Here is a 25,892-nt window from a genome sequence, read left to right on the forward strand (position 1 = left end):
TCAGAACTCTCGGCGTGCACACTTCAATTCAGCAGAACAAACAACGTCACCATCAACTTTCGCAACACCGTTAAATGCAGCGATGCCACGGCGCTCTTTCACAAATTCAACTTCGATCACCAGTTGATCACCGGGTGTCACTGGCTTGCGGAACTTAGCGTTATCGACGCTGGCAAAATAGTACAACTCGTTTTCAGATGGTGCGCCAAAGGATTTAAACGCCAGCAGGCCAGTGGCCTGTGCCATCGCTTCCAGGATCAAAACACCTGGAAAGACAGGAAATTGTGGGAAATGACCTGTAAATTGAGGTTCATTCACTGACACGTTCTTGATTGCCGTCAGGTATTTTTCTTCCTGAAAGTCGGTCACGCGGTCAATCAGCAGGAAAGGATAACGGTGAGGTAATAATTCCTGAATTTCAGTGATGTTCATTGTTTTGTTTTCAGTACTCAAAGTCATATTCCTAATTCAAATCTTCTAAGGATTGAGTGGCATTATAGATGAAAAAGACTCGCGGTTCGCGAGCCTTTTATGAGCGAGTCAGGAATCCTCACGATTCCTGTTTCGGCTCCAGCAGCTTCTCAACCGCTTTCAGGCGTTTGTTCATTTCATCAATACGATGAACCCGAGCTGCTGTTTTACGCCACTCTTTGTTTGGCTGTAGTGGAATACCAGATGAGTACATGCCTTTCTCTTCGATACTCCGCATTACCATACCCATACCAGTGATCGTTACGCCGTCTGCAATTTCAATGTGACCATTGATGACCGACGCACCACCAATAATGCAGTATTTACCAATTTTGGTACTGCCTGCGACAATAGTACCACCAGCCATGGCAGTACCATATCCGATGTGCACGTTATGGGCGATTTGCATCTGGTTATCGAGGATCACATTGTCTTCAATAACGGTGTCGTCCAGCGCACCACGGTCAATGGTGGTGCCGGCACCGATTTCAACTCGGTTGCCGATACGAACGGTGCCAATCTGAGGAATTTTGATCCACTCCCCTTTCTCATTGGCGTAACCAAAGCCATCGGAACCAATCACTGTGTTGGCTTGCACCAGACAATCAGACCCAATCATCACATCGTGATAAATCGACACATTCGCCCACAACTTGGTGTTGGCGCCGAGCGTGGCATTCTTACCGATAAAACAACCCGCTCCAATCACCACGTTATCACCTAGCGTGACCCCTGACTCAACGACCGCATTGGCTCCGATCGACACATTGCTCCCCAGCCTGACGTCCTCAGCGATGACCGCTGACGGTGAAATGTCACTGGCCGGAGACGGCGTGCTGTCAAGCGCTTGCGCGACTTTTGCAAACGCCACATACGGGTCATCCACCACCAACACATTGCCCTGGCAAAGCTCACGCTGAGCCGCTTTCACCATCACAACCGTTGCCTTGCAATCAGCCAGATGTTTGGCGTATTTCGGATTTGACAAGAAAGTCACGTGACCTTCAGCCGCCTTATCCATCGGAGCCACCGTCGACACAGTTGCCTCTGCGTCGCCGTGTAGCTCCCCCCCGGTAATAGTGGCCAAGTCGGCCAGAGTCAGAGTTGTCATATCGCTATTATTTTAGTGCTTTGATTACTTTTTCAGAGATGTTGTTTTCAGGTTTGGCGAAACGCACGGCTTGCATATCAATCACCATATCGTAGCCGTCTTGCTTGGCCACTTTCTCAACCGCATCCTGAATCACTTTAAACAACTTTTGTGTCTCTTCTGCTTCACGTTTCTTAGACGCTTGATCCAGTGCTTGCGCTTTGATCTTGTATTCGCTGTCCAGACGGCCGATCTCGATACGCAGCTTTTCAACCTGATCCGCTGACATCAGCTCGCCATCACGCTTGAGCTTGTCGATTTTCGTCTTCGCCTGAGACTGAATTTTCTTCAGTTCATCGGCTTTGCCTTTAAAGTCTTTCTGCATTTTCTGCATCACCGCTTCACGTTGAGGCAGAGCCTGAAACACCTGAGCTGTGTTGATGTAGCCAATCTTCTGAGCAGCTTCTGCGGCATTAGCAAAGAATGAAGACGTAAGAACGATAAGGCTTACACCAGCCGCTTTAATCATTTTATTCAAAATATATTCCTCTGTTAGAAGGTTCTGCCGATAGTGAAAGTGAAGAATTCCTCATCGTCACCTTCGTAAATCTTAATAGGTTTCGCAAGTGAGAAGACCAGTGGTCCCATTGGTGACATCCATTGCAGGGCTACACCGTATGATGCGCGATAATTCGTTGGATCTGAGTAGTCATAGTAGTACTTGTCACCATAGTCTGCACCGCCACTGCGGTAATCAAACTCAGTATCCCAGACACTGGCAGCATCCAGGAACACGCTGGTACGGATCTGGTTACGCACTTCATCCGACGCAAATGGCGTAGGGACGATCAGCTCCAGACTGGCCAGTGCCACCGCGTTACCACCGACCGAATCATCCGTTGCTGTATCCGCACCGTTGTTCGAGCCGGAGTAATCTCGGTACACCGCTTTCGGGCCCGCGCTGTTCGAACCGAAACCACGCAGCGAGGTAAAGCCACCGGCATAGAAGTTTTCATAGAACGGGTACAAATTATCGTTGCCGTCGGTTTCGCCGTAACCATTGCCGTAACCCAAACGACCACGCATCAGAAGAGTAAACTCATGCTTTTTGGTCAGTGGGATATACTGACGGATATCGTACTGCAGCTTAAAGTACTGCGTGTCAGAGCCAGGTACGGTTACTTTTGCCGAGGCACGTTGGTAATTCCCTGCGGTCGGGAAATAGCCCCGGTTGAGGTTGTTGCGTGTCCACGACAAATTGATATCGAAATCATCGGTTTGCAGGCTGGTCGCATTACAGTCGCCCATACTGCACAAGAACTGTTCAATCTGCAGATATGGGGTCAGGTTACCGATGTTGTTGTGCGTGTAGCCAACACCGAACTCAAAACGGTTCAGCTCATCAAACGGGAACCCCCACGTCAGGCTGGTACCATAACTTTCATTGGTATAGTCGACGATACCGGCTTCTGAAGCTTCAAACTCGTTGTAGAAGATCTTGCCGCCCAGGCTGACCCCATCCAGGTTCCAGTACGGATCGCGATAGTCGAGGCTAATGTTCTTCTGGTAATCGTTCATCATCGCGTTGATGCCGACCCGGTTACCACTGCCCAGGAAGTTGTCTTGTTGCAAGCCTACCTGGAAGCTGACACCCGACTCTGTACCATAACCGATACCAAAGTTAACACTGCCTGAGTTGGCCTCTTTGACCGTGTACACCAGGTCAACCTGGTCTTCACTGCCCGGTACGCGCACCGTTTGCACGTCCACCGTTTCAAAGAACCCCAGACGGTTGAGACGGGTTTTACCGGTCTCGATCGATTTCGAGTTCAGCCAACTGCCTTCCATCTGACGCATTTCGCGACGCAGCACTTCATCTTTGGTTGAGTTGTTCCCGACAAAGCGGATATCGCGCACGTAGATACGGTTGCCCGCTTCGACATTCACGATCAGAGACACTTCCTGGTTTTCATCATCAAACTCAGGAATGGTACGAACCTGGGGATACGCATAGCCCGCCTCACCCAGCGCTTTCTTGACACTCTCTTCGAGCGCAGTGACTGACGAACCGTTGTAAACATCACCGTCTTCAAACGGCACCATACCTTGGAATTCTTTCTCTTTGCCGATCAGTTCCCCCCGGAACTGCACGTCTTTTACCTTGTACGGTTTGCCTTCATCCAGACCCAGCGTGATGTAGACGCCTTTTTTATCCGGTGAAATCGCCACCTGAGTCGAGGTTACCTGAAACTTGAGGTAACCGCGGTCAAGGTAATACGATTTGAGCGCTTCAATGTCGCCGGCCAACACCTGTTTCTGATATTTGTCATCGGACAGGAAGTTCCACCATGAAACGTCCACATTGAGATTGAAACGGCTAAGCAGTTCTTCGTCGGAAAAGACCTCGTTACCAATAAAGTTGATCTGCTGGATTTTGGCCGACACGCCTTCGGTGAAGACAAATTTCAGGTCAGCACGATTGCGTGGCAACGGCGTTACGACCGCTTTTACCGTCGCATTGTATTTACCAACGCTGTAGTAGAAGTCTTCCAGACCTTTTTCGATGTTAGATAACTTGGTGCGATCCAGTGCCTCACCCACCCGGATACCGGACGCTTCCAGGTTTTGAGTCAGTTGCTCTTCTTTGATCGCTTTATTTCCGGAGAAGGAAACGCTGGCAATTGTCGGACGCTCTTTGACCTGCACCACCAGCACATTGCCGTCGCGCAGGACTTTGACATCCTCGAAGTTGCCTGACGTGTACAGGGCCTTGATGATTTCCGCCACATCCTGACTATCGACGTTATCACCAATTCGAACGGGCATTTTCAACAATGCCGCACCCAGTGCCACACGTTGCAAACCTTCAATTTTAATATCCTGAACTACAAAGTTCTCTGCTCCGTTTGCGGAAACACTGGTCGCCAGTAACGTCGCAAACAGAATTTTTTTCATCGCCATACTTGTTTTAGTTATTCCTTACAACAACCCGATGCCCTGTTTAAAGGCGAGTAAAATCATTAAATATTGCCACAGCCATTAAAGAAAAAATAATCACACCGCCGATTTTATATCCCATTTCCTGCACTTTCTCAGGTACGGGACGACGTATAATCGCTTCAATAGCAAAGAACAGCAGGTGGCCACCATCCAACATTGGCAGAGGGACTAAGTTGATAATTCCTAAGTTGACACTGATTAGCGCCAAAAAGCCTAAGAAGTACACCAAGCCATAATCCGCAGTGGTTCCAGCGCCTTTCGCAATCGAAATCGGGCCACTGAGATTATTTAAACCGACATCGCCAACGACGAGTTTTTTCAACATCGACATGGTCAAATCAATGACCTGACCCGTCTTTTCAACCGCTTTACCGATTGACTCAAATACACCATATTGCAGCTCAAAGCGATAACTTTGCGGCCATTCTGCGACTTCCGGAGCGATTCCTGCGAAGCCGATCGTCTGGCCTTGCGCCTGTTTACTGTCCGGTGTCAACGTCAGGGTGCGGGTTTCACCAGCGCGATCAATCGTCAGTGCCACAGGCACATTCGGACTCCCTTGAATCAGCTCGACCACCTGTTTCCATTCCGTGAGCGTTTGATCATTGGCCCGCAACAGCGTATCGCCACGTTCCAGGCCGGCTTTGGCTCCTGCGCCATTTTCCGACACGTTGCTGATGGTAAGCGAGATGTCCGGCGTAAACGGTTTAAAACCTAACGCTCCCATAGCAGACTCTTTTTCTGGATCAAAGTTCCACTCGGACAAATCCAGATTCAGTGTCTGCGGTGCGCCCAGCCCATCGGCTGGTGCCACGGTCAGAGTCATGCGCGGATCACCGATGTGTGAGATCAACGCCATGTTCACTGATTCCCAGTCTGCGGTTTTGACGCCCGAGACCGCTTTAAGTTCCATATCCTGTTGCAAGCCCGCGTCTGCCGCAATGGAATACGGGGTCACTTCACCAACAACTGGCTTCACAGCCGGAATGCCAATCAGAAACACCAGCCAGTAGGCAAAAATGGCAAACAGGAAGTTAAACACGGGGCCTGCGGCCACAATCGCAGTGCGTTTCCACAACGCTTTGCGGTCAAACGCCAGATGCGCTTCGTCAGCACTAACCTCATCTACCCGGCTGTCGAGCATCTTGACGTAGCCGCCAAGAGGAATCACGCACAGCGCGTATTCTGTGCCGTCTTTCCCCTGCTTGGTCCAAATCGATTTACCGAAACCGATGGAGAAGCGCTCGACTTTCACGCCACAGCGACGTGCGACCCAGAAGTGACCAAACTCATGCACCGCCACCAGAATGCCCAGGGCGATAATAAAAGAAGCGAAGTTCCATAAAATACCGGTCATAGCGAACGCTCACGTACAATTTCCAGGGCTATACTGCGAGTCATTCTATCTAGCTCAATCAGGCTTTCCAAGTCGTAGCACTGTAACAAGCTATGAGTCGAACAAATTTTTGACATGGCTCTTTCATTTACCTCAGCAATGTCGGTAAAACGGATACGCTGATTAAGGAAGGCATCGACAGCCACTTCATTGGCGGCATTGAGTGAGGTCGTCGCATGCTGACCTTCATAACAGGCATCAATGGCCAGTTTAAGACACGGATAACGGTCGTAATCCGGTGCCATAAAAGTCAACTCACTTAACTGAGTAAAATCCAGGGGCTGAACGCCCGCCGGCACGCGCTCCGGATAAGCCATCGTCAGAGAGATAGGTGTTGCCATGTCCGGTTCGCCCATTTGAGCCAGTAGTGAACCATCACAATATTGCACCATGGAGTGAATCACCGATTGCGGATGGATCAGCACTTTCAGCTGATCACGTTCGGTGTTGAACAACCATTTGGCTTCGATGTATTCCAGACCTTTGTTCATCATGGTAGCGGAATCCACAGAGATCTTCGGTCCCATCGACCAGTTTGGATGGGCAATGGCCTGTTGCGGCGTCACCTCGGCCAGTGAGGCAATATCACTGTAGCGGAACGGACCACCGGATCCGGTGAGCAGGATGTGCTGAATACCATTGGCTTTGAGGTCACTGCGCCCCAGGTTGACCTGAACGTCCGTTGGCAGACACTGGAATATCGCGTTGTGTTCACTGTCCACGGGCATGATTTCGGCACCGTACTTTTCAACGGCATCGATAAACAGTTGCCCAGACATCACCAGGGCTTCTTTGTTGGCCAGCAATACACGTTTGCCCGCTTTGACTGCGGCCATCGTCGGCATCAGGCCGGCTGCGCCTACGATGGCTGCCATGACCGTATCGACTTCATCAAAGGAGGAGATGTGACACATGGCCTCGACGCCAGACAGTACTTCAGTGGTCAGCTTTAACTCAGCCAATTGCTGTTTGAGTAACAGCGCTGCGTCGTCACAGGCCATCACGGCATATTTCGGTCGCCAGGTTTCGCACAACTGGCGCATTTTGTCTACGTTGGTTCCTGCCGCCAAAGCCACGACAGAAAACTGTTGTGGGTTCTGTGCGACCACTTTCAATGTACTGGCACCGATGGAGCCCGTTGCACCGAGGATTGTTAACTTACGCATAGCAAGAGACCATGAATTTTACAGGCAGGGATGCCCTGCCCGTAGAGATTAGAAGACGAAGTATAGAAGAGCAAAGACCGGGAAAGCCGCTGTCAGGCTGTCGATGCGATCGAGAATGCCACCATGCCCCGGGATGATATTACTGCTGTCTTTAATCCCGGATACACGCTTGAACATGCTTTCAACCAAATCACCTAACACGGAGATCACCACAGTGATCAGCGTGATCACCAACATCACGGCGTGATTGGTAAAAGTAATATCGAACCAGTCCGCTGCAACCCAGCCCACCACCAGAGCTGTGAGAATGCCGCCAATCAGGCCTTCAATGGTTTTATTTGGACTGACGTTCGGCGCCATTTTACGTTTGCCCAGCGATTTGCCGGCAAAATACGCCCCGCTGTCAGCCGCCCAGACTAATAAGCATACAAACAAGACCAGTTTGGCACCGTGATATGGATCGGAGTCAATGCCTTCAGCACGCAGCAGTAACACGCTCCAGAAAAATGGCAATAGCGTCAATATGCCAAACAAGTGACGCAATATCGTGGAATTTTGCCAGCCATTGCTGGATTTAGGGTACGTGATCGCCATCAAGCTGGAGATCACCCACCAAATTCCACCAATCGTCAAAATCGCGTAATGAGCGGGAGTCAACGTATTGAGACTCAGGACATCCGACTGGACGAAAAACAGGCTCGCGCCCCCCACCACAACCGCCGGGATCAACGCCAGAACACGGGAGCGGCAATCAACAAATTGTGTCCACTCCCAGAAGCCGACGAGAGTGACCGCTGCAATCGCCGCCATAAACCATGGTAGCGGCAGCATAAAAATGCCCAGAATAACCAGAGGAGCTAAAATCAGCGCCGTAATAATTCTTTGCTTCAAACTGATGAATCCTTTATGAGTTGTTCATCAATGCCTTGATTTGTTCACCGGTACAACCAAAGCGTCTTTCACGATTAACAAACCAAGTCACTGCATCTAATAAGTGCTCTTCTCCAAACTCAGGCCAATAAACCGGAGTAAAATACAGCTCAGCATACGCCAGCTGCCAAAGCATAAAGTTGCTGATCCGACATTCACCACTGGTGCGGATCAACAGGTCAACATCAGGCAGATCGGCCATAGTCAGGTGTTGAGCGATCAGCTCTTCTGTCACATCTGACGCCTGAAGTTGCCCGTCCTGAATCTGCTGGCCCACCACTTTCATGGCCTCGGTGATGTCCCATTTGCCGCCATAGTTCGCCGCAATGTTGATCACCATGCCTGTGTTGCCAGCGGTCATCGCTTCCGCATCGGCAATTTTCGATTGCAAACGCTGGCTGAAACGGGTCTTGTCGCCAATAATGCGCAGACGCAGGTTATTTTTGTGTAATTTCTTCACTTCTGTCGACAATACGCTGATAAAAAGCTCCATCAGAACGCCAACTTCTTCTTCTGGTCGACGCCAGTTTTCGCTGCTAAACGCAAACAGAGTGACCGCTTTAATCCCCAACTTGGCGGCTGTCGAAATGGTTTTTCGTACCGCAGCCACTCCATTTTTATGCCCAAAAACTCGTGGTTTACCCTGAGCCTTTGCCCAACGGCCATTGCCGTCCATGATGATCGCGATGTGTTGAGGTAAAGAGTCAGGAGAGAGTTGTGAGTTCTGCATAAGGAGGTTATGTGGGTTATCAACGGGGCATAAGAGTAGCACAAAAAAACGCTGTGCTGCGAGCACAGCGTTTCCAGAAATGTCGAGTTTATAGGCGATTACACTTCCATCAACTCTTTTTCTTTTGCAGCCAGTGCTTCGTCAACTTTCTTAACAGCTGCATCGGTGAGTTTTTGAATCTCGTCTTGTGCTTTGCGATCTTCGTCTTCTGAAATTTCTTTGTCTTTCAGAAGTGCTTTCAGTTCGCTGTTTGAGTCACGACGGATGTTACGGATCGCCACACGACCACCTTCGGCTTCACCACGTACGATTTTCACCAGATCTTTACGACGCTCTTCCGTCAGCGGCGGCAGCGGAACGCGGATCACAGTGCCTGCTGACATTGGGTTCAGGCCCAGGTCAGACTGCATGATCGCTTTTTCAATCTTAGGTGTCAGTTCTTTATCGAAAACCGTGATAGCCAGAGTACGTGCATCTTCAGCAACTACGTTTGCAACCTGGTTCAGAGGAGTTGGTGCACCGTAATACTCCACATTGATACCTGATAGCAGGCTTGGGTGAGCACGACCGGTACGAATTTTAGAAAGGTTATTTTTTAGCGCTTCAACGCTTTTGTCCATGCGCTCCTGAGCGCTTTTTTTGATTTCGTTAATCACAGTTTCACCTTAGATATGTCTTCTTTCTAAAAGAAAGCCTAATAGGGTTTAAGCAAAAGGCAACGCCATCGACCTGAGAGTGTCGATGGCAATTGAGTCTGTTATTCAGCGACGCTGATCAGCGTGCCTTCTGCTTCGCCCATCACCACGCGACGTAGGGCGCCTGGTTTATTCATGTTGAATACACGGATTGGCATTTTGTGGTCACGAGCCAGTGTGAACGCTGCCAAATCCATCACTTTCAGTTCTTTTTCCAGAACAGCGTTGTAAGACAACTTATCATACAGTTCTGCGTCCGGGTTTGCTACCGGGTCTGCGCTAAATACGCCATCGACTTTGGTCGCTTTAAGCACCACATCGGCTTCAATTTCAATACCACGCAGACACGCCGCAGAATCGGTTGTAAAGAATGGGTTGCCGGTACCTGCCGAGAAAATCACCACGCGGCCCTGACGCAGTTCACGGATGGCATCTGCCCAATTGTAGTCGTCACACACACCTTGCAGTGGAATTGCCGACATTACACGTGCGTTCACGTAAGCACGGTGCAAGGCATCACGCATCGCCAAGCCGTTCATTACCGTTGCCAGCATCCCCATGTGGTCACCCACAACACGGTTCATACCCGCTTCCGCCAGACCTGCACCGCGGAACAGGTTACCACCACCGATAACCACGCCCACCTGAACACCCAGTTCAACCAGTTCTTTGACCTCTTGCGCCATACGGTCCAGTACCGCAGGATCAATACCAAAACCTTCATTGCCTTGCAGCGCTTCACCACTCAGTTTTAACAGAATTCGTTGATATGCCGGTTTAGGGTTCGTAGTCATGGAGTTTACCTTCCAAAAAAGAGAGTTATTGATTAACAGTCATGGATGAAGGCTCACTTAACCTGCATCCATCACGGCAAATCGGCCGCTACTCATAAAAAGACCGCAGCCATGGCCACGGTCTTTTTATTGTGCACGTCGCTAAGGATTAACCTTTCTGCGCCAGTGCGACTTCTTCAGCGAAGCTCAGGCCTTCTTGTTTCTCGATACCTTCACCTACTTCCAGGCGAACGAATGCAGAAACAGTAGCGCCTTTCTCTTTCAGGATTTCGCCAACAGATTTCTTAGGTTCCATAACGAATGGCTGACCAGTCAGAGAGATTTCGCCAGTGAATTTCTTCATACGGCCAACAACCATCTTCTCTGCGATCTCTGCAGGTTTACCTTCGTTCATCGCGATTTCAACTTGAACCGCTTTTTCTTTTTCTACTACGTCAGCAGGTACGTCTTCAGGGTTCAGGTACTCTGGACGAGAAGCAGCAACGTGCATAGCTACGTGCTTCAGAGTCTCAGCATCGCCTTCACCAGCAACAACTACACCGATTTTCTCACCGTGACGGTAAGAAGCGATAGCTGCGCCTTGAACGTATTGTACGCGACGAATAGTGATGTTTTCACCGATCTTAGCGACCAGAGCAACACGCTCTTCTTCGAATTTCGCTTGTAGTTCTTCAACAGAAGCTTTAGAAGCCAGCGCGTCAGCTGCAACTTTCTCAGCGAATGCAGCGAAGTTAGCATCTTTAGCAACGAAGTCAGTTTGGCAGTTAACTTCAAGAAGAACGGCAACGCCATCAGCGTCTTTGATGATGATCGCGCCTTCAGCTGCTAGGTTACCTGCTTTCTTAGCAGCTTTAGCAGCGCCTGATTTACGCATGTTTTCGATTGCTAGTTCGATGTCGCCGTTGGTTTCAACAAGCGCTTTCTTACATTCCATCATGCCTGCGCCAGTACGTTCGCGCAGTTCTTTAACTAGAGCAGCAGTAACAGCCATTCTCTATTCCTCAGTTGATTCTGGATATGGTAAAAATCAGGGGCCTACATTGTCGGCCCCTGATGCTAACTATAACTTAGTTTATGCGACAACTTGGTTTCACATAAAACTAAGTGTGACACAGAGCCGCTATTATTCAGCTTCTACGAAACCGTCTTTTTCAGCAGCTGCTGCAACGTCTTGGTTACGACCTTCAGACACAGCTTGAGCTGCAGCGTTCAGGTATAGCTGTACCGCACGGATCGCGTCGTCGTTACCTGGGATAACGTAGTCAACACCATCTGGGTTAGAGTTGGTATCAACAACAGCAAATACTGGAATACCTAGGTTGTTCGCTTCTTTAACTGCGATGTGCTCGTGATCAGCGTCGATTACGAACAGAGCGTCTGGTAGGCCGCCCATGTCTTTGATACCACCAAGAGATTTCTCTAGCTTCTCCATTTCGCGAGTACGCATCAGAGCTTCTTTCTTGGTCAGCTTGTCGAAAGTACCGTCTTGAGATTGAGTCTCAAGCTCTTTCAGACGCTTGATAGACTGACGAACAGTTTTGTAGTTAGTCAGCATGCCGCCCAACCAGCGGTTGTTTACGTAGAACTGGTTGCTTGCGATAGCAGCTTCTTTAACAGCTTCAGATGCAGCGCGCTTAGTACCTACGAAAAGAACTTTACCTTTTTTCTCGCCGATTTTAGCCAGCTCAGCCAGAGCGTCGTTGAACATCGGTACAGTTTTTTCTAGGTTGATGATGTGAACCTTGTTACGAGCACCAAAGATGAATGGCTTCATTTTTGGGTTCCAGTAACGAGTTTGGTGACCGAAGTGAACACCAGCTTTCAGCATATCGCGCATTGATACAGTTGCCATTTTAAAATCCTCTATGGGGTTAGGCCTCCACATCCCCCATGAATCCGACCCTGTCTATCAGACGGGCACCCCGGAACATGTGTCGGAATGTGTGTGATTTAAAGATAAAAGTATACTCGGAAACGTAATCCGCTTCGCCTTTCGAAGAAAACGAACCAAGTTTCCGGCGCGCTTTATATCACAAAACAGCCACTCTTGACCAGAAAAAATTGCCCGTTACCAAGCTCGCAGACGCGCCGTAACCCGCCTTCAAACCACTCAAGCGCCACGACAGAAATAAGACAAATACACATTCTCAACACATCCTGTTAGAATGCGACCACAAGCACATTCTGTGCTCCAGAATAAACAGAGAGAAGTCGATGTCTATCAAGATCAAAACTGCTGAAGAAATCGAGCGTATGCGCATCGCCGGAAAACTGGCTGCCGACGTTCTTGAAATGATTGAACCTCACATTAAAGAGGGTGTAACGACAGAGGAACTGAATCAGATCTGTCACGACTACGCTCTGGAGCGAGGCGCATACTCAGCACCGCTGAACTACCACGGCTTCCCGAAATCTATCTGTACATCGATCAACCACATCGTGTGTCACGGTATCCCTGCCACACAAGACGAAGTGGGCAGCAATGGTCAGGTAAAGCCAGCGGTACTGAAAAACGGCGACATTATCAACGTCGATATTACCGTGATCGTGCCCAATGATGAAAAGGCCGATCTGAGCGTACGCCCGGAAGGCTACCACGGAGATACCTCTAAAATGTTCCTGGTGGGCGAGGTGTCACCGGCAGACAAACGCCTGTGTATGGTGACGAAGGAAGCGCTCTACGTCGGTATGCGCACCGTCAAACCTGGCTCGACGGTTGGTGACATCGGCAGCGCCATCGAGAAATACATCAAAGACAACAACAAAAAGAACCCACGCAATAAGTTTTCTATCGTGAGAGATTTTTGTGGTCATGGCATCGGCAATGAATTCCATGAAGAACCGCAGGTGGTGCATTACAAGAACAGCGACCGCCGTGTACTGAAAGAAGGCATGTGTTTCACCATCGAGCCGATGATTAACGCGGGCAAATTTGGCGTAAGCGTCGACGCCGCGGACGACTGGACGGTGTACACCGGCGACGGCAAAAAATCGGCGCAATACGAACACACGATTGTCGTCACGAAAGAAGGCTGTGAGGTGATGACCCTGCGTAGCGATGACACCATCCCGCGTCATATGAACAACCTGTAAGCCTTGTGACCTCCTTTTGAATATCCCCGCCCTGCGGGGATATTTTTTTATTGGCTCCGTTTTGATAAATTGAATGATTATGGAGTTAACCGCATGGATTGCCGCGTATGCCTTACCAATCACCTCTGACTTTTTCTGAACAACAACTCAGCGTCAGTGAACTGAAAAATCAGCTGGACCTGTTTGCCGAGTATCAGAAGCAGGAATTCCTCAAACATCATCCGGTGACCGACTTGGTCCTCGGCCGGGCAGAGTACATTGACCTGCTGCTGTTCCGTTTGTGGCAACACTTTGGCTTTGACGCTCTGCCCAACATCAGTCTGGTGGCGGTGGGCGGTTATGGCCGAGGCGAACTGCACCCCTTATCAGACATCGATATTCTGGTGGTATCACGCAAGCCGTTACCCGAATCGATGGGCACTAAAGTCAGTGAGTTCATTACCTTACTGTGGGACTTACGGCTGGAAGTCGGCCATGCCGTGCGCTCCGTGGACGAGTGTGCCGACATCGGTCGTCGCGATCTGACCGTGGCCACCAATTTACAGGAAGCGCGCCTGCTGTGTGGTTGTGAAGATACGTTTCATCAGCTCAAGATGGTTATTCATTCTGAATCGTTCTGGCCGAGTGAGACCTTCTACAAGGCGAAAGTACAAGAGCAGCGCGAACGCCACGCCCGCTACCACGACACAACCTACAATCTGGAACCGGACATCAAGTCGACACCGGGTGGGCTGCGCGATATTCACACCCTGGGCTGGATTGCCCGCCGCCACTTCGGCGCCACTTCTCTGTTTGAGATGAGCCGCTTTGGTTTTCTGACCGACGCCGAATACCGTGAACTGGTCGAGTGTCAGGACTTTCTCTGGCGGGTGCGCTTTGCGCTGCACATAGAACTCAAACGCTACGACAACCGGTTGACGTTCGCCCATCAGGTCAAAGTGGCCGAACACCTCGGTTTTGTCGGCGACGGCAACCGCGGAGTTGAGATGATGATGAAAGAGTTCTATCGCACGCTGCGCCGGGTGGCAGAACTCAACAAAATGCTGCTCAAGATTTTCGACCAGGCCATCTTAGAAAACGGCATTGAGGCACCACCGCAAATCCTCAGTGATGATTTTCAGCGTCGCGGGCCGCTGATAGAAGCGCGCAAACCGGCGCTGTTTCAGGCCCGGCCAGAAACCATTCTGGACATGTTTATCCATATTGCTAACGATTCAAGCATCGAAGGCGTCGCTCCGCCGACGCTACGTCAACTGCGCACTGCCCGCCGTCGCCTGAACAAGTTTCTCCACACCATCCCGGAGGCTCGGGAAAAGTTCATGGAGCTGTGCCGCCACCCTAACGCATTGCATAAAGCCTTCAGCCTGATGCACAAACTCGGAGTATTGGCCGCTTACCTGCCACAGTGGAGCCAGATTGTCGGCCAGATGCAATTTGACCTGTTCCACGTTTACACCGTCGACGAACACAGCATCCGTCTGCTCAAACACATCAATACCTTTAGCTACGCCAGTAATCACGACAAACACCCGATCTGCTGTGAGGTCTACCCTCGGCTGCAGAAAAAAGAGTTGCTGATTCTGGCCGCGATTTTCCATGACATCGGCAAAGGCCGCGGCGGGGATCATTCCGAAATCGGCGCAGAAGAGGCCTACAGTTTCTGTATCGAACATGGCCTGTCCAAACCCGAAGCCAAACTGGTGTCGTGGCTGGTGCTCAATCACCTGTTGATGTCCGTCACGGCGCAGCGTCGTGACATCTACGATCCGGACGTGATAGCCGAGTTTGCGAAAACGGTCCGCGACGAGGAATACCTGGAGTATCTGGTGTGTCTGACCGTGGCCGATATCTGCGCCACCAACCCGGAGTTGTGGAACAGTTGGAAACGCACCCTACTGGCTGAGCTGTTTTATTCAACCCAACGTGCGCTGCGCCGCGGGCTGGAAAATCCGGTCGACGTCCGTGATCGCATTCGTCACAACCAGCAGTTGGCGTCGGCGCTGCTGCGCAAAGAAGGCTTTGCCGCACGGGAGATCGAGCTGCTATGGCAACGTTTTAAAGCCGACTACTTCTTACGTCACACTCACAAACAGATCGCCTGGCACTGCACCCACCTGCTGCGCCATGACGATCCGGATCAGCCCTTGATTCTGGTGAGCAAAAAAGCCACCCGTGGAGGCACCGAAGTGTTTGTCTACAGCAAAGACCAACATGCGCTGTTTGCTACTGTAGTGGCCGAGCTTGACCGACGTAACTTCAATGTCCACGATGCACAGGTCATGACCAGCAAAGACGGTTACGTGCTGGATACCTTTATGGTGCTCGATCAATTCGGTAATGCGGTGGAGGAAAATCGCCACAATGCCATCATTAAGCACCTGACACACGTGCTGCAAGACAGCCGTCCGGTTAAAATCCGGCCGCGCCGGGTACCGCGTCAGCTCAAGCATTTTAAAGTCCGCACTCAGGTGGATTTTCTGCCAACCAAGAGCAAAAAACGCACCCTGATGGAATTTGTTGCTCTGGATACTCCCGGCCTGCTGGCCACCGTTGGGGCGACGTTTGCGGATCTTGGCATCAACCTGCATGCGGCGAAAATCACCACCATTGGCGAACGAGCCGAGGATTTATTTATTCTCACCAGTCACAATGGCGGCCGCCTGAGCGAAGACGAAGAGCAAGCCCTGCGGGCATCACTCATCGACAATGTGGCTGAGCTGGCACCGAACTAGCGATCTCGCCCACAAGTTAGGCATTTGGTTTAAATATCAGCTATCTGACACATTTTTAGACTGCTACAGTAGGAAGGTGGTACTGTTTCAGAGACAAACATTAAGAGGTCACTTATGTATCCAAACCTCACCGGCTTAGGCATCCAGGATCCTAAACAGATAGAGCGCTACTCTCTACGCCAGGAAGCGCACAAAGACGTACTGAAGATCTATTTTCGTAAGCAGAAAGGCGAACTGTTTGCGAAGAGTGTCAAGTTCAAGTATCCGCGACAGGTGAAAAACGTCTTGGTCGACAGCGGCAGCCATCAATACAAGGAAGTCACTGAGATCAACCGAAACCTGACTCTGGTTATCGATGAACTGAACAAACTGACCAAGCCGGAAAAACACACTGAAACAGATATTAAGCAGAAGATCCTGTCGGATCTCAAACATCTGGAAAAAGTAGTGGCCAGCAAGATCGCTGAGATTGAAGCTGATTTAGACAAACTGAAATAAACACAAAAGGCTCCATTCGGAGCCTTTCTTTTCTAGAACACGGACAGCTAAGCTTTCAACTCAGCCAACCCGCAAAGTGCCCAACCAGATACAATGCAATCCCAGCCATGATCCCGGCAACAATGTCGTCCAGCATAATCCCGAAGCCACCGTGGACGGTTTTGTCCAGCCAACTGATCGGCCAGGGCTTGATCATGTCGAAAATTCGGAACAACACAAATCCTGTTAACAACCATTTCCAGTCGCTGAGCGGAATCTGAAACCAGGGCACCACCAGCATGGTGATCCAGAAGCCGGAAAATTCATCCCAAACAATCGAGCCGTGATCATGCACTCCCATGTCGTCGGACGTGACCTGGCAGATTTTGATCCCAATCAGACACGACGCCAGTACCGCAATGATGTACAACGGCAAAGGCAGCTGCGCCAGCAACAGGAAGAACGGCACCGCCGCCAGTGTCCCCATGGTGCCCGGGACAATCGGAGACAATCCGCTGCCAAATCCGGTGGCGAGCAGGTGCCAGGGATTTTTCAAAGAAATCAAAGAAAGTGGATTGGTCATTTTCCTGCCTTAAAGTGGTCAAAACCGTGCAGTTGCCATTCTACCGGCTTGCCGCCCTGATGTAACTCGAACGTACCGGCCGGGCGAATCTGGCCGATACAGGTGATTTTCGTACCACAGTGCGCCAACGCACTGTCCAACGTGCCCCGGTACTCTTGCGGGACGGTGAAACACAGCTCGTACTCTTCCCCACTGGTCAGCGCGTATTGCTGCGCTTGGGTGGTATCACCGAGAAACTGCAACAGTTCCGCCGACAATGGCAATTCCGCCACATCAATACTGGCACCGACCGATGAACGTTGCAGAATGTGGCCCAGATCGGCAATCAGACCATCTGATATATCGATAGCCGCGCTGGCAATATTCAACAGAGCCTGCCCGGCCAACACCCGAGGTGTGGAGATAAAATGGCGCTCTTCCAGTTTATCGGCAAACGGCAAAGACCGTTTGTTCGCATCCAGAATCACATCCAGTCCGGCGCGGCTATCACCGAGATCACCGGTCACGTATATCCAGTCGCCAACCTGAGCAGTGTGGCGAGTCAGGGCACGCTCTTTCGGGACGAACCCTTGCACCGTCAAGGTCAGACACAACGGCCCCTTGGTGGTATCCCCGCCGATTAGCTGAATACCAAAATAGTCGGCAAGCTGGAAAAAGGCGTCACAAAAAGGAGCCAGCCAAGCTTCGTCTGCCTGCGGCATGGTCAGAGCGAATGAGACCCATGCAGGCGTGGCTCCCATGGCGGCTAAATCACTGATGTTGGAAGCCAGCGCTTTGTGCGCCACCCAACCCGGGTTGGCTGATTTCAGAAAGTGAGTGCCTTCCACCAGCGTATCGGTGCTAATGGCCAGCGCCACATTGTCCGGCGGCTGAACCAGTGCACAATCATCGCCGGCCGCCAATAGCACATCTTTGCGCTGAGACTGGCGTCCCACAAAGTATTTTTCGATAAGGTTAAATTCCCCAGACATTGGCAGGTCCTGGTTCCTTATGACTGATTGGCATGCCGACCCGTCATGGTCAGCATGAGTTAATTATCACAAAAAAGGCCAGCGTGTGCTGACCTTTTTATTTACAGAAAACGTTTATTTCTTACGTACATGCGGTGCGGCTTTGTCCAGCACACCGTTAACAAACTTATGGCTGTCTTCTGCGGCGAACACTTTAGCCAGTTCGATCGCTTCGTTGATCACCACTTTGTAAGGTACATCTTCACGACGGGTCATTTCGTACATCGCCAGACGCAGCAGCGCCAGCTCCATCATGTCCAAGTCCTGCATCGGACGGGACGTGTATGGGCGGATCTTGCTGTCCAGCTCTTTGTGGCTCAGTACCACACCGGTCAGAAGATCACGGAAGTAAGCAACGTCAGTTTCTGGTGCAGCCAGAGCAGGCTCAGCGGCATGATGTTCTTCTTCATCATATTTGCCACCAGAAAGGAATTGTTCTTCGATAGTTGCTACGTTCTCATTGGTAATTTGCCATGAGTAGATAGCTTGTAGCGCAAATTGACGTGCATTACGACGTGCGGCTGGTTTCACACTGGCCCCCATTAGGAATCAATTTCAGACAGAACGTTAATCATCTCAAGTGCGCTCAGTGCAGCCTCTGCACCTTTGTTACCAGCCTTGGTTCCTGCGCGTTCAATAGCTTGATCGATAGTATCAACGGTCAAAACACCAAATGCCACAGGAATGCTAAACTCCATAGACACTTGCGCCAGACCTTTATTCATTTCACTGCAAACATAGTCAAAGTGTGGTGTGCCACCACGAATTACAGAACCCAGCGAAACGATAGCATCAAATTTACCGGTTTTTGCAACACGTTGTGCAACCAGTGGTAGCTCGACCGCACCCGGGCAGCGTACTACTGTGATGTTTTCGTCGCTCACTTGGCCGTGACGCTTTAAAGTGTCGATAGCACCAGACAACAGGCTTTCGTTAATGAAACTGTTGAAACGAGAAATCACAATCGCAACTTTTGCATTTGGTGCAGGGAAACCACCTTCGATCACTTTCATAAGCTTTCCTTTAACTTTGTTCATCAAGTGAGAATCGCCGGATTCTAGCATAGATTTGTGAGCAATATCTAATGGAAATTTGCCACGTCGGCTCCACCTTCTGAGTAGGCATAGCACCGAGCAACGCTTTCTTCATCAGCCCCAGCAGAAAAAAACACAGCCCGCATCGCGGGCTGTGTGACTGTCTCTGTCTGTCAGGTCAGAAGCGGGACTATTCGCACACGTATTCAGCAACGTTAAGGCCAAATCCCCCCAACGCATGGTACTTCTTATTGCTGGACGACAGGAGACGCATATCGTGCACGCCCAGGTCAGCCAGAATTTGCGACCCAACCCCCACACGGCGAGAGGTGCCCTGTTTCTTCGCCATGGTCGGAGCCTGTCCGTTGTCCTGAGCTTCAAACATTTTGACCCGGTGGATGAGCAGATCCGCCGATTCTTCATTCCCCAGGATCACCAGAACCCCACCTTCCTGGCCAATGCGTTTCATCGCTTTGTCCAGCGTCCAGCTGCGCTCAGCATTGCGATCACTGCGCAGCAGATCAGTAAAGGTATCCTGCAGATGCACGCGCACCAAAGGCGTATTTTCCAGGCTGCCTTTTTTCAACGCGTAGTGGATCTGATTGTCGATGGTGTCACGATAAGTCACCAGTTCAAATTCCCCAAACTCGGTCGGCAACTTGCATTGAGCAACGCGTTCTATCGTGGTTTCGGTGTTGTTGCGATACTCTATCAGATCCGCAATGGTGCCGAGTTTGATGCCGTGTTTATCGGCAAAAATTTCCAGATCCGGGCGGCGTGCCATGGTGCCATCATCATTGAGGATTTCAACGATCACGGACGCAGGCTCCAGCCCCGCCAGACGCGCCAGATCACACCCCGCTTCAGTGTGCCCTGCGCGGGTCAGTACTCCACCGTCCTGTGCCGCTAACGGGAAAATATGGCCCGGTTGAACCAGATCCGACGCTTTGGCCTCTTTCGCCACCGCCGCTTGAACCGTGCGTGCACGATCTGCCGCTGAAATGCCGGTTGTCACGCCCTCAGCCGCTTCAATGGAGACAGTAAAATTGGTGGTGTACTGCGCATTATTGTCCTGCACCATCGGCGGCAAGCCGAGAGACAAACAACGTTCTTTGGTCATGGTCAGGCAGATCAGGCCGCGTCCGTGGGTGGCCATGAAGTTGATCGCTTCCGGCGTAATGTGCTCGGCAGCCATGATCAGATCGCCCTCGTTTTCGCGATCTTCATCATCCATCAGGATCACCATTTTCCCCTGACGAATATCATCAATAATTTCCTGTGGCGTACTAATCGGCATGATCTTATTCCTGTTGTTTTGGGCTATTCATCGGCCAGGCGGCCCGCCAAGTTAGGCAAAGCCGTTTTGTTGTAAGAATTCCATTGTCAGGCGGGACTGCGGCTCCTGGCTTTCATCAGCGCCCTGCAGCAGACGCTCCATATATCGGGCCATCACATCCACCTCGAGATTCACCCGGCGTCCGACCTGAAACTGGTCAATGGTGGTTTCCTGAGAGGTGTGCGGTACGATCGTCAGTTTGAATGCGTTTTTACGCAGGCCGTTGACCGTCAGGCTGATGCCATCCACCGTCACCGACCCTTTTTCAGCCACATAACGTGCAATCTCTTGCGGCATCGCGACCCACAACTCGATTGCCCGTCCAACCAACTGACGTTCAATAATCTCGCCCACGCCATCCACATGACCTGAAACAATATGGCCACCAAACCGCGTGGTTGGCAACATGGCTTTTTCCAGGTTGACTGTATCGCCAACCTTGTAGCCAGTGAAGCCGGTTTTGTTCATCGTCTCGACCGACAGGTCTGCCGTATAACGGCGTCCATCAAGGTGTGTTACCGTCAGGCAAACACCATTGGTGGCAATACTGTCACCCAATTTCACGTCGCTCATGTCCAGTTGACCGGCATCGACCGTCACACTGATGTCTTCCCCTTTTGGGGTGATGGCAGTCAGGGTACCGACCGCCTCAATAATTCCGGTAAACATATTCGTTAATCTTTGTGTTTTAACTTAGCCACGATACGAAGGTCATTTCCTACCGGGCGTACATCCTGAATATCCAGCTCGATCGCCTGGTCCATCGTGTCCAGTCCCAGTGCGCCGAACAGGCCTCGTCCATCACTGCCCATCAGTTTTGGCGCGAGATAAATCACCAGCTCATCCACCAAACGCTGTTTGAGCAGCGCGCTCGCCAATGTGGCGCCGGCTTCAACCCACAGGTGATGAATGTGATGCTCATTGGCTAAAATAGCCAGTGTCGTCGCCAGATCGATGTGACCATCTTCAGCCAACTTGGTGGCGACATCCCCTTGCGGAGACACAACCAAGACCTCTCCAGCCGTATTAAACAGTTTAAGTGTTGGCAGCAGATTTTGCTGGCGATCGAGGATCACCCGCACAGGCTGGCGTACATCCTGGCGTGCGTAATGCGCCGTTACTCCAGCAGGAAGATCGTCGTAGCGCACATTCAGAGAAGCGTCATCGTCAATTACCGTACGGCTGGTTGAAAGCACAGCGCCGGCCTGTGCACGGTATTTCTGGACATCCTGACGCGCGGCATCAGACGTGATCCACTGGCTCTGACCATTGGCCAGCGCCGTTTGACCATCGAGACTGGCTGCCATTTTCAGTTGCACGTACGGCATGCCAGTTTTCATCCGCTTAATAAAAGCAGGGTTGAGTGCCAGCGCATCTTGCTCCAGTAACCCCACCGCGACTTCGATCCCCGCTTCACGCAGCATAGTAATGCCTCGACCGGCCACTTTGGGGTTCGGATCTTCCATGGCGCAAATCACTTTGCTCACCCCCGCCCGAATCAACCCCTCGGCGCAGGGCGGAGTTCGGCCATAGTGCGAACATGGCTCAAGCGTTACATACGCCACCGCGCCGCGAGCCCGCTCGCCCGCCATACGGAGTGCATGCACTTCCGCGTGTGGTTCGCCGGCACGGTAATGAAAGCCTTCACCGACAATGTTGCCATCGCACACGATGACACAGCCGACATTCGGATTGGGAGCCGTGGTGTAGACGCCCCGTCTGGCCAGTTGAATGGCACGGGACATCATTTGATAATCAAGAGGAGTAAAAGTCGGCATGGTGTGCATCAATCTTCCAGTCTGGCGATCTCTTCACCAAACTCTTTAATGTCTTCAAAACTACGGTATACGGACGCAAATCGGATATAGGCCACTTTATCCAGTTCACGCAGCTGCTCCATCACCAGGTTACCAATCATTTCGCTCGGTACCTCGCGTTCACCGGTTGCCCGCAGCTTGGATTTGATCTGACTGATGGCCAGTTCCACCGAATCAGCACTGACCGGGCGTTTCTCCAGCGCACGCTGAATACCACCGACCATTTTGTCTTCATTGAACGGTTCACGATTGCCGTTCGACTTGATCACTTTCGGCATCACCAACTCGGCGCTCTCAAATGTGGTGAAGCGCTCACCACACGCCAGACACTGACGGCGACGCCTGACCTGATGACCATCCGCCACCAGACGAGAATCGATCACTTTAGTGTCGTTCTCAGAGCAAAAAGGACAATGCATATCACCTCCAAGTAATTGATTGGTAGTGTAGCGGAATTGCTTCGGTGAAGAAAACAAAAAGGGGCGTCAACGCCCCTTTTTACGGTGACTTTGCACCAAAATTGCTAGCTACGCGACAGGTAATCTGCCACGCCTACCCATTTGTAACTGGTCAGCTCTTCCAAGCCCATCGGCCCACGGGCGTGCAGTTTTTGTGTTGAGACGGCCACTTCCGCGCCCAGTCCAAACTGTGCACCATCGGTAAAGCGGGTCGAGGCATTAACATACACTGCCGCCGAGCCCGCCGAGTTAATAAACAACTCCGCATTTTTCAGGCTATTGGTTAAGATCGCATCCGAATGACTGGCATTGTGCTGTCGCATATGCTCGATCGCCTCCCGTACATCCGCCACCAGCTTCACCCCTAAGGTGTAACTCAGCCACTCCGTATCGAAGTCCCCGTGCACGGCCTCACGCATTTCAGCGGCACTCCCCAGCAGTGCTTTAGCCTCAGGTGTCGCGACGAAAGTCACACGGCCAGCCAGGCGAGCCGCCAGCTTTGGTAACAGTTGTGCCGCCACGTTTTCATGCACCAACAAGGTATCGAGCGCGTTACACGCCGACGGACGCTGTACTTTCGCGTTTTCAATCACAGCCAGTGATTTGTCCAGCTCTGCACTGTCGTCAACAAACATATGACTGATGCCGAATCCGCCGATAATCACAGGGATCGTGCTGTTTTCTTTACACATTTTATGCAAACCAGCGCCGCCGCGAGGGATGATCATATCGACATAATCATCCAGCTTGAGCAACTGGGTCACCAGCTCTCTATCCGGTTTTTCAATGTATTGCACGGCAGCCGCAGGAAGCTTCGCTTTTTCCAGCGCCGATTGAATCACCTTCACCAGCTCCATATTGGAGAAGAAAGTTTCTTTGCCACCGCGCAGAATGCTGGCATTCCCCGTTTTCAGACACAGCGCCGCAATATCGATGGTCACATTCGGCCGCGCTTCGTAAATCACCCCGACCACTCCCAATGGGACACGTCGACGTGACAGCGACATACCGTTTTCCAGCACTTTGCTGTCGATTTCGCTCCCCACCGGGTCATTGAGGCTAATCACATTGCGTACATCGTTGGCCATACTCTGCAGGCGCTCTGAGTTGAGCAGCAAGCGATCAAGCAATGCGTCACTCAGGCCAGCTTCACGACCGAGTTGAATGTCTTTGTCATTGGCCGCCAGAATGGTATCAGCGTTGGCTTCCAGCTCATCGGCAATAATGGCCAGAGCTCTGTTTTTCTGCGCCGTCGAGGCGGTCGCCAGGTGGAAAGCAGCCTCTTTGGCCGCCTTGCCCATGTTCATTAAATCCACGCGCTTTCCCTCTTAAGCGTTATTCCGTGATCACTACCATGTCGTCACGGTGAATGATTTCAGAGCCGTAGTCGTAGCCCAGAATAGCAAGAATGTCGTTACTGTGTTTACCGGCAATTTTGGCCAGATCCCGACTGGAGTAGCTGGTGATCCCCCGAGCGATCAAGTCGCCGTGTCGATTGGTAATGCGCGCCACTTCGCCGCGAGCAAATTCACCACTGACTTTTACCACCCCTTTGGCCAGCAGGCTGCTGCCCTTGCCGACCACGGCATTAACCGCACCGTCATCGATAAAGATGTCGCCGCCCGCCGCCGGTCCGGCCAGGATCCAACGTTTACGATTTTCCAGCGCCTCAGAGCACGGCAGAAAACGGGTACCGTGTGGTTCATCACTGAGTGCGTCAAAAATCACGTTTGGCGCGCTGCCGGCCGCAATGATGACTTCAATCCCGGCGCGGCGCGCGATGTCCGCCGCCTGCAGCTTGGTCGCCATCCCGCCGGTACCCAGCGTGGTCCCGGAACCGCCCGCAATTTTGCGCAGCGTGGCGTCGATGGTTTTGACTTCTTTGATCAGCTCAGCGTCGGGATCTTTGCGCGGATCGGCCGTAAACAAGCCCTTCTGGTCGGTCAGCAGGAGCAGTTTGTCCGCACCACAGAGAATGCCGACCAGTGCTGAAAGGTTGTCGTTGTCACCCACTTTGATTTCACTGGTCGCCACCGCGTCGTTTTCGTTCACCACGGGAATAATGCCGTTGTCGACCAGCGCATTGATAGTGTCGCGCGCATTGAGAAAACGCTCCCGATCTTCCAGATCCGCGCGGGTCAGCAGCATCTGACCGATTTTCAGCCCGTAAATGGCGAACAACGATTCCCACACCTGAATCAACTGACTCTGCCCCACCGCCGCCAACAACTGTTTGCTCGCCATCGAATTGGGCAGTGCGGGGTAACCTAAATGCTCACGGCCAGCTGCGATTGCACCTGACGATACCATGACCACTGAGTGGCCTTGTTTTTTTAACTCCGCACACTGACGGACCAGCTCTACCATATGAGCTCTGTCCAACGCCAGCGTGCCACCAGTCAGAACACTGGTACCAAGTTTTACGACAACCGTTTTGGGTTGCTGAGCGGTTACACTTTGTTGATTCGTTGTCATGATGTCTTTTGAAATGAAAAACGTACGAGAGGCTTTGTTTTAGCAATCCAGCACAGAATTAACAAGCAGAAAAGGTGCTAGAAAAGCACCTTTTTGTATTTCAGAAGGGGAAGATGGGGAAAATCAGACGAATTCAACCGATTCATCATGCAATTCGACACTGAGGCCAAACTTGTCATCCAGAGCGTTAACCAGCTTGAGGTGAAACTCTTCCTGAGTTTTGTTCACATCTTGAATGGCCGGTTGCGGCAGGTCGGTCACTACCCACTCGCCTTCCACGTTATAACGTCCAATGTGATACTTGGCCGCAAAGCCTTTTTCTTCCTGTTCTAACTCCATCCACCAGCCCCAAAACTCGCGCTTTTCCGGGGATTTCTGGTCATTCACGCAGACCGATAAACAGTCAAACAGGTAAAAGCCGTCTGCGCATTGTCCCTCGCGCAAATAAGGCCCAATTGCTTTCAGTGCCGTCAACAAACGATAATGAGTAGGACTTGTCTTCTCTGACATTGTGACTCTCCATTTTCATGTTAAGAATGCCCTTAAACTGGGTAATAATCATATGGTTATTTTCTACCCATAAGTTCACTGTTAACTAAATCCGC

26 protein-coding genes are annotated in these 25,892 nt (G+C 51.3%); 3 read left to right on the forward strand and 23 right to left on the reverse strand.

Annotated features, from left to right (window positions below):
* From fabZ to rpsB, 12 genes are all read right to left on the reverse strand, one after another.
* Complete coding sequence (fabZ, locus tag VPR01S_RS13185) at positions 1-453, reverse strand: 3-hydroxyacyl-ACP dehydratase FabZ (protein WP_021705834.1); 453 nt, start codon at positions 451-453, stop codon at positions 1-3.
* Positions 454-550: 97 nt separating this feature from the next.
* Positions 551-1,582, reverse strand: coding sequence for a UDP-3-O-(3-hydroxymyristoyl)glucosamine N-acyltransferase (gene lpxD / locus VPR01S_RS13190; RefSeq protein WP_021705835.1), 1,032 nt, complete (start codon positions 1,580-1,582; stop codon positions 551-553).
* Positions 1,583-1,589: 7 nt separating this feature from the next.
* Positions 1,590-2,099 (reverse strand): OmpH/Skp family outer membrane protein, encoded by a 510-nt coding sequence (locus tag VPR01S_RS13195; RefSeq protein WP_021705836.1) that lies wholly within the window; start codon positions 2,097-2,099, stop codon positions 1,590-1,592.
* Positions 2,100-2,113: 14 nt separating this feature from the next.
* Positions 2,114-4,522, reverse strand: coding sequence for an outer membrane protein assembly factor BamA (gene bamA / locus VPR01S_RS13200; protein ID WP_021705837.1), 2,409 nt, complete (start codon positions 4,520-4,522; stop codon positions 2,114-2,116).
* A 40-nt stretch (positions 4,523-4,562) separates the two neighbouring features.
* Positions 4,563-5,918: a sigma E protease regulator RseP gene (rseP, locus tag VPR01S_RS13205; RefSeq protein WP_021705838.1), complete on the reverse strand. Its 1,356-nt coding sequence runs from the start codon at positions 5,916-5,918 to the stop codon at positions 4,563-4,565.
* A complete protein-coding gene (gene ispC, locus VPR01S_RS13210; protein WP_021705839.1) occupies positions 5,915-7,123 on the reverse strand; it encodes a 1-deoxy-D-xylulose-5-phosphate reductoisomerase in 1,209 nt (402 codons plus the stop codon). Before ispC ends, rseP begins: the two co-directional genes overlap by 4 nt.
* Before the next feature lie 48 nt (positions 7,124-7,171).
* Positions 7,172-8,014: a phosphatidate cytidylyltransferase gene (locus VPR01S_RS13215; RefSeq protein WP_021705840.1), complete on the reverse strand. Its 843-nt coding sequence runs from the start codon at positions 8,012-8,014 to the stop codon at positions 7,172-7,174.
* Between the two features lie 13 nt (positions 8,015-8,027).
* Complete coding sequence (gene uppS / locus VPR01S_RS13220; protein ID WP_021705841.1) at positions 8,028-8,783, reverse strand: undecaprenyl pyrophosphate synthase; 756 nt, start codon at positions 8,781-8,783, stop codon at positions 8,028-8,030.
* A 98-nt stretch (positions 8,784-8,881) separates the two neighbouring features.
* Positions 8,882-9,439: a ribosome recycling factor gene (frr, locus tag VPR01S_RS13225; RefSeq protein WP_021705842.1), complete on the reverse strand. Its 558-nt coding sequence runs from the start codon at positions 9,437-9,439 to the stop codon at positions 8,882-8,884.
* Positions 9,440-9,540: 101 nt separating this feature from the next.
* Entirely contained in the window at positions 9,541-10,272 is a 732-nt protein-coding gene (gene pyrH, locus VPR01S_RS13230) for a UMP kinase (RefSeq protein WP_021705843.1), read from the reverse strand.
* 148 nt (positions 10,273-10,420) lie between these two features.
* Positions 10,421-11,263: a translation elongation factor Ts gene (gene tsf, locus VPR01S_RS13235; protein WP_021705844.1), complete on the reverse strand. Its 843-nt coding sequence runs from the start codon at positions 11,261-11,263 to the stop codon at positions 10,421-10,423.
* A 132-nt stretch (positions 11,264-11,395) separates the two neighbouring features.
* The gene (gene rpsB, locus VPR01S_RS13240) at positions 11,396-12,124 is read right to left on the reverse strand and encodes a 30S ribosomal protein S2 (protein ID WP_021705845.1); all 729 of its coding nucleotides are present in this window, start codon (positions 12,122-12,124) and stop codon (positions 11,396-11,398) included.
* A gap of 362 nt (positions 12,125-12,486) precedes the next feature.
* Between rpsB and map the strand changes: the two genes are divergently transcribed.
* The 3 genes from map (at position 12,487) to VPR01S_RS13255 (ending at position 16,595) form a co-directional block, all read left to right on the forward strand.
* On the forward strand, positions 12,487-13,365 hold the full coding sequence (gene map / locus VPR01S_RS13245) for a type I methionyl aminopeptidase (RefSeq protein ID WP_021705846.1): 879 nt from the start codon (positions 12,487-12,489) through the stop codon (positions 13,363-13,365).
* A 107-nt stretch (positions 13,366-13,472) separates the two neighbouring features.
* A complete protein-coding gene (glnD, locus tag VPR01S_RS13250) occupies positions 13,473-16,097 on the forward strand; it encodes a bifunctional uridylyltransferase/uridylyl-removing protein GlnD (RefSeq protein WP_021705847.1) in 2,625 nt (874 codons plus the stop codon).
* Positions 16,098-16,211: 114 nt separating this feature from the next.
* The gene (locus tag VPR01S_RS13255; protein WP_021705848.1) at positions 16,212-16,595 is read left to right on the forward strand and encodes a DUF3461 family protein; all 384 of its coding nucleotides are present in this window, start codon (positions 16,212-16,214) and stop codon (positions 16,593-16,595) included.
* 55 nt (positions 16,596-16,650) lie between these two features.
* On the opposite strand, the gene pgpA is transcribed toward VPR01S_RS13255, so the two are convergent.
* The 11 genes from pgpA to crl form a co-directional block, all read right to left on the reverse strand.
* Positions 16,651-17,157, reverse strand: a complete 507-nt coding sequence (gene pgpA, locus VPR01S_RS13260; protein ID WP_021705849.1) for a phosphatidylglycerophosphatase A — start codon at positions 17,155-17,157, stop codon at positions 16,651-16,653.
* Positions 17,154-18,128, reverse strand: coding sequence for a thiamine-phosphate kinase (thiL, locus tag VPR01S_RS13265; protein WP_021705850.1), 975 nt, complete (start codon positions 18,126-18,128; stop codon positions 17,154-17,156). Before thiL ends, pgpA begins: the two co-directional genes overlap by 4 nt.
* Positions 18,129-18,242: 114 nt before the next feature.
* Positions 18,243-18,710, reverse strand: coding sequence for a transcription antitermination factor NusB (gene nusB, locus VPR01S_RS13270; RefSeq protein ID WP_021705851.1), 468 nt, complete (start codon positions 18,708-18,710; stop codon positions 18,243-18,245).
* Complete coding sequence (gene ribH, locus VPR01S_RS13275) at positions 18,710-19,180, reverse strand: 6,7-dimethyl-8-ribityllumazine synthase (RefSeq protein WP_021705852.1); 471 nt, start codon at positions 19,178-19,180, stop codon at positions 18,710-18,712. The genes nusB and ribH overlap by 1 nt, the downstream gene beginning before the upstream one ends.
* A 211-nt stretch (positions 19,181-19,391) precedes the next feature.
* Positions 19,392-20,498 (reverse strand): bifunctional 3,4-dihydroxy-2-butanone-4-phosphate synthase/GTP cyclohydrolase II, encoded by a 1,107-nt coding sequence (gene ribBA / locus VPR01S_RS13280; protein WP_021705853.1) that lies wholly within the window; start codon positions 20,496-20,498, stop codon positions 19,392-19,394.
* 51 nt (positions 20,499-20,549) lie between these two features.
* Entirely contained in the window at positions 20,550-21,206 is a 657-nt protein-coding gene (locus tag VPR01S_RS13285) for a riboflavin synthase (protein WP_021705854.1), read from the reverse strand.
* A 5-nt stretch (positions 21,207-21,211) separates the two neighbouring features.
* Complete coding sequence (ribD, locus tag VPR01S_RS13290; RefSeq protein WP_040902774.1) at positions 21,212-22,315, reverse strand: bifunctional diaminohydroxyphosphoribosylaminopyrimidine deaminase/5-amino-6-(5-phosphoribosylamino)uracil reductase RibD; 1,104 nt, start codon at positions 22,313-22,315, stop codon at positions 21,212-21,214.
* Positions 22,316-22,323: 8 nt separating this feature from the next.
* Positions 22,324-22,773 (reverse strand): transcriptional regulator NrdR, encoded by a 450-nt coding sequence (gene nrdR / locus VPR01S_RS13295; RefSeq protein WP_021705856.1) that lies wholly within the window; start codon positions 22,771-22,773, stop codon positions 22,324-22,326.
* 104 nt (positions 22,774-22,877) lie between these two features.
* Positions 22,878-24,128 (reverse strand): glutamate-5-semialdehyde dehydrogenase, encoded by a 1,251-nt coding sequence (locus tag VPR01S_RS13300; protein ID WP_021705857.1) that lies wholly within the window; start codon positions 24,126-24,128, stop codon positions 22,878-22,880.
* 19 nt (positions 24,129-24,147) lie between these two features.
* Positions 24,148-25,287, reverse strand: coding sequence for a glutamate 5-kinase (gene proB / locus VPR01S_RS13305; RefSeq protein WP_021705858.1), 1,140 nt, complete (start codon positions 25,285-25,287; stop codon positions 24,148-24,150).
* Positions 25,288-25,410: 123 nt separating this feature from the next.
* Entirely contained in the window at positions 25,411-25,797 is a 387-nt protein-coding gene (crl, locus tag VPR01S_RS13310) for a sigma factor-binding protein Crl (RefSeq protein ID WP_021705859.1), read from the reverse strand.
* Positions 25,798-25,892 lie beyond the last annotated feature (95 nt).

The organism is Vibrio proteolyticus NBRC 13287, assembly GCF_000467125.1.
Taxonomy (GTDB): domain Bacteria; phylum Pseudomonadota; class Gammaproteobacteria; order Enterobacterales; family Vibrionaceae; genus Vibrio; species Vibrio proteolyticus.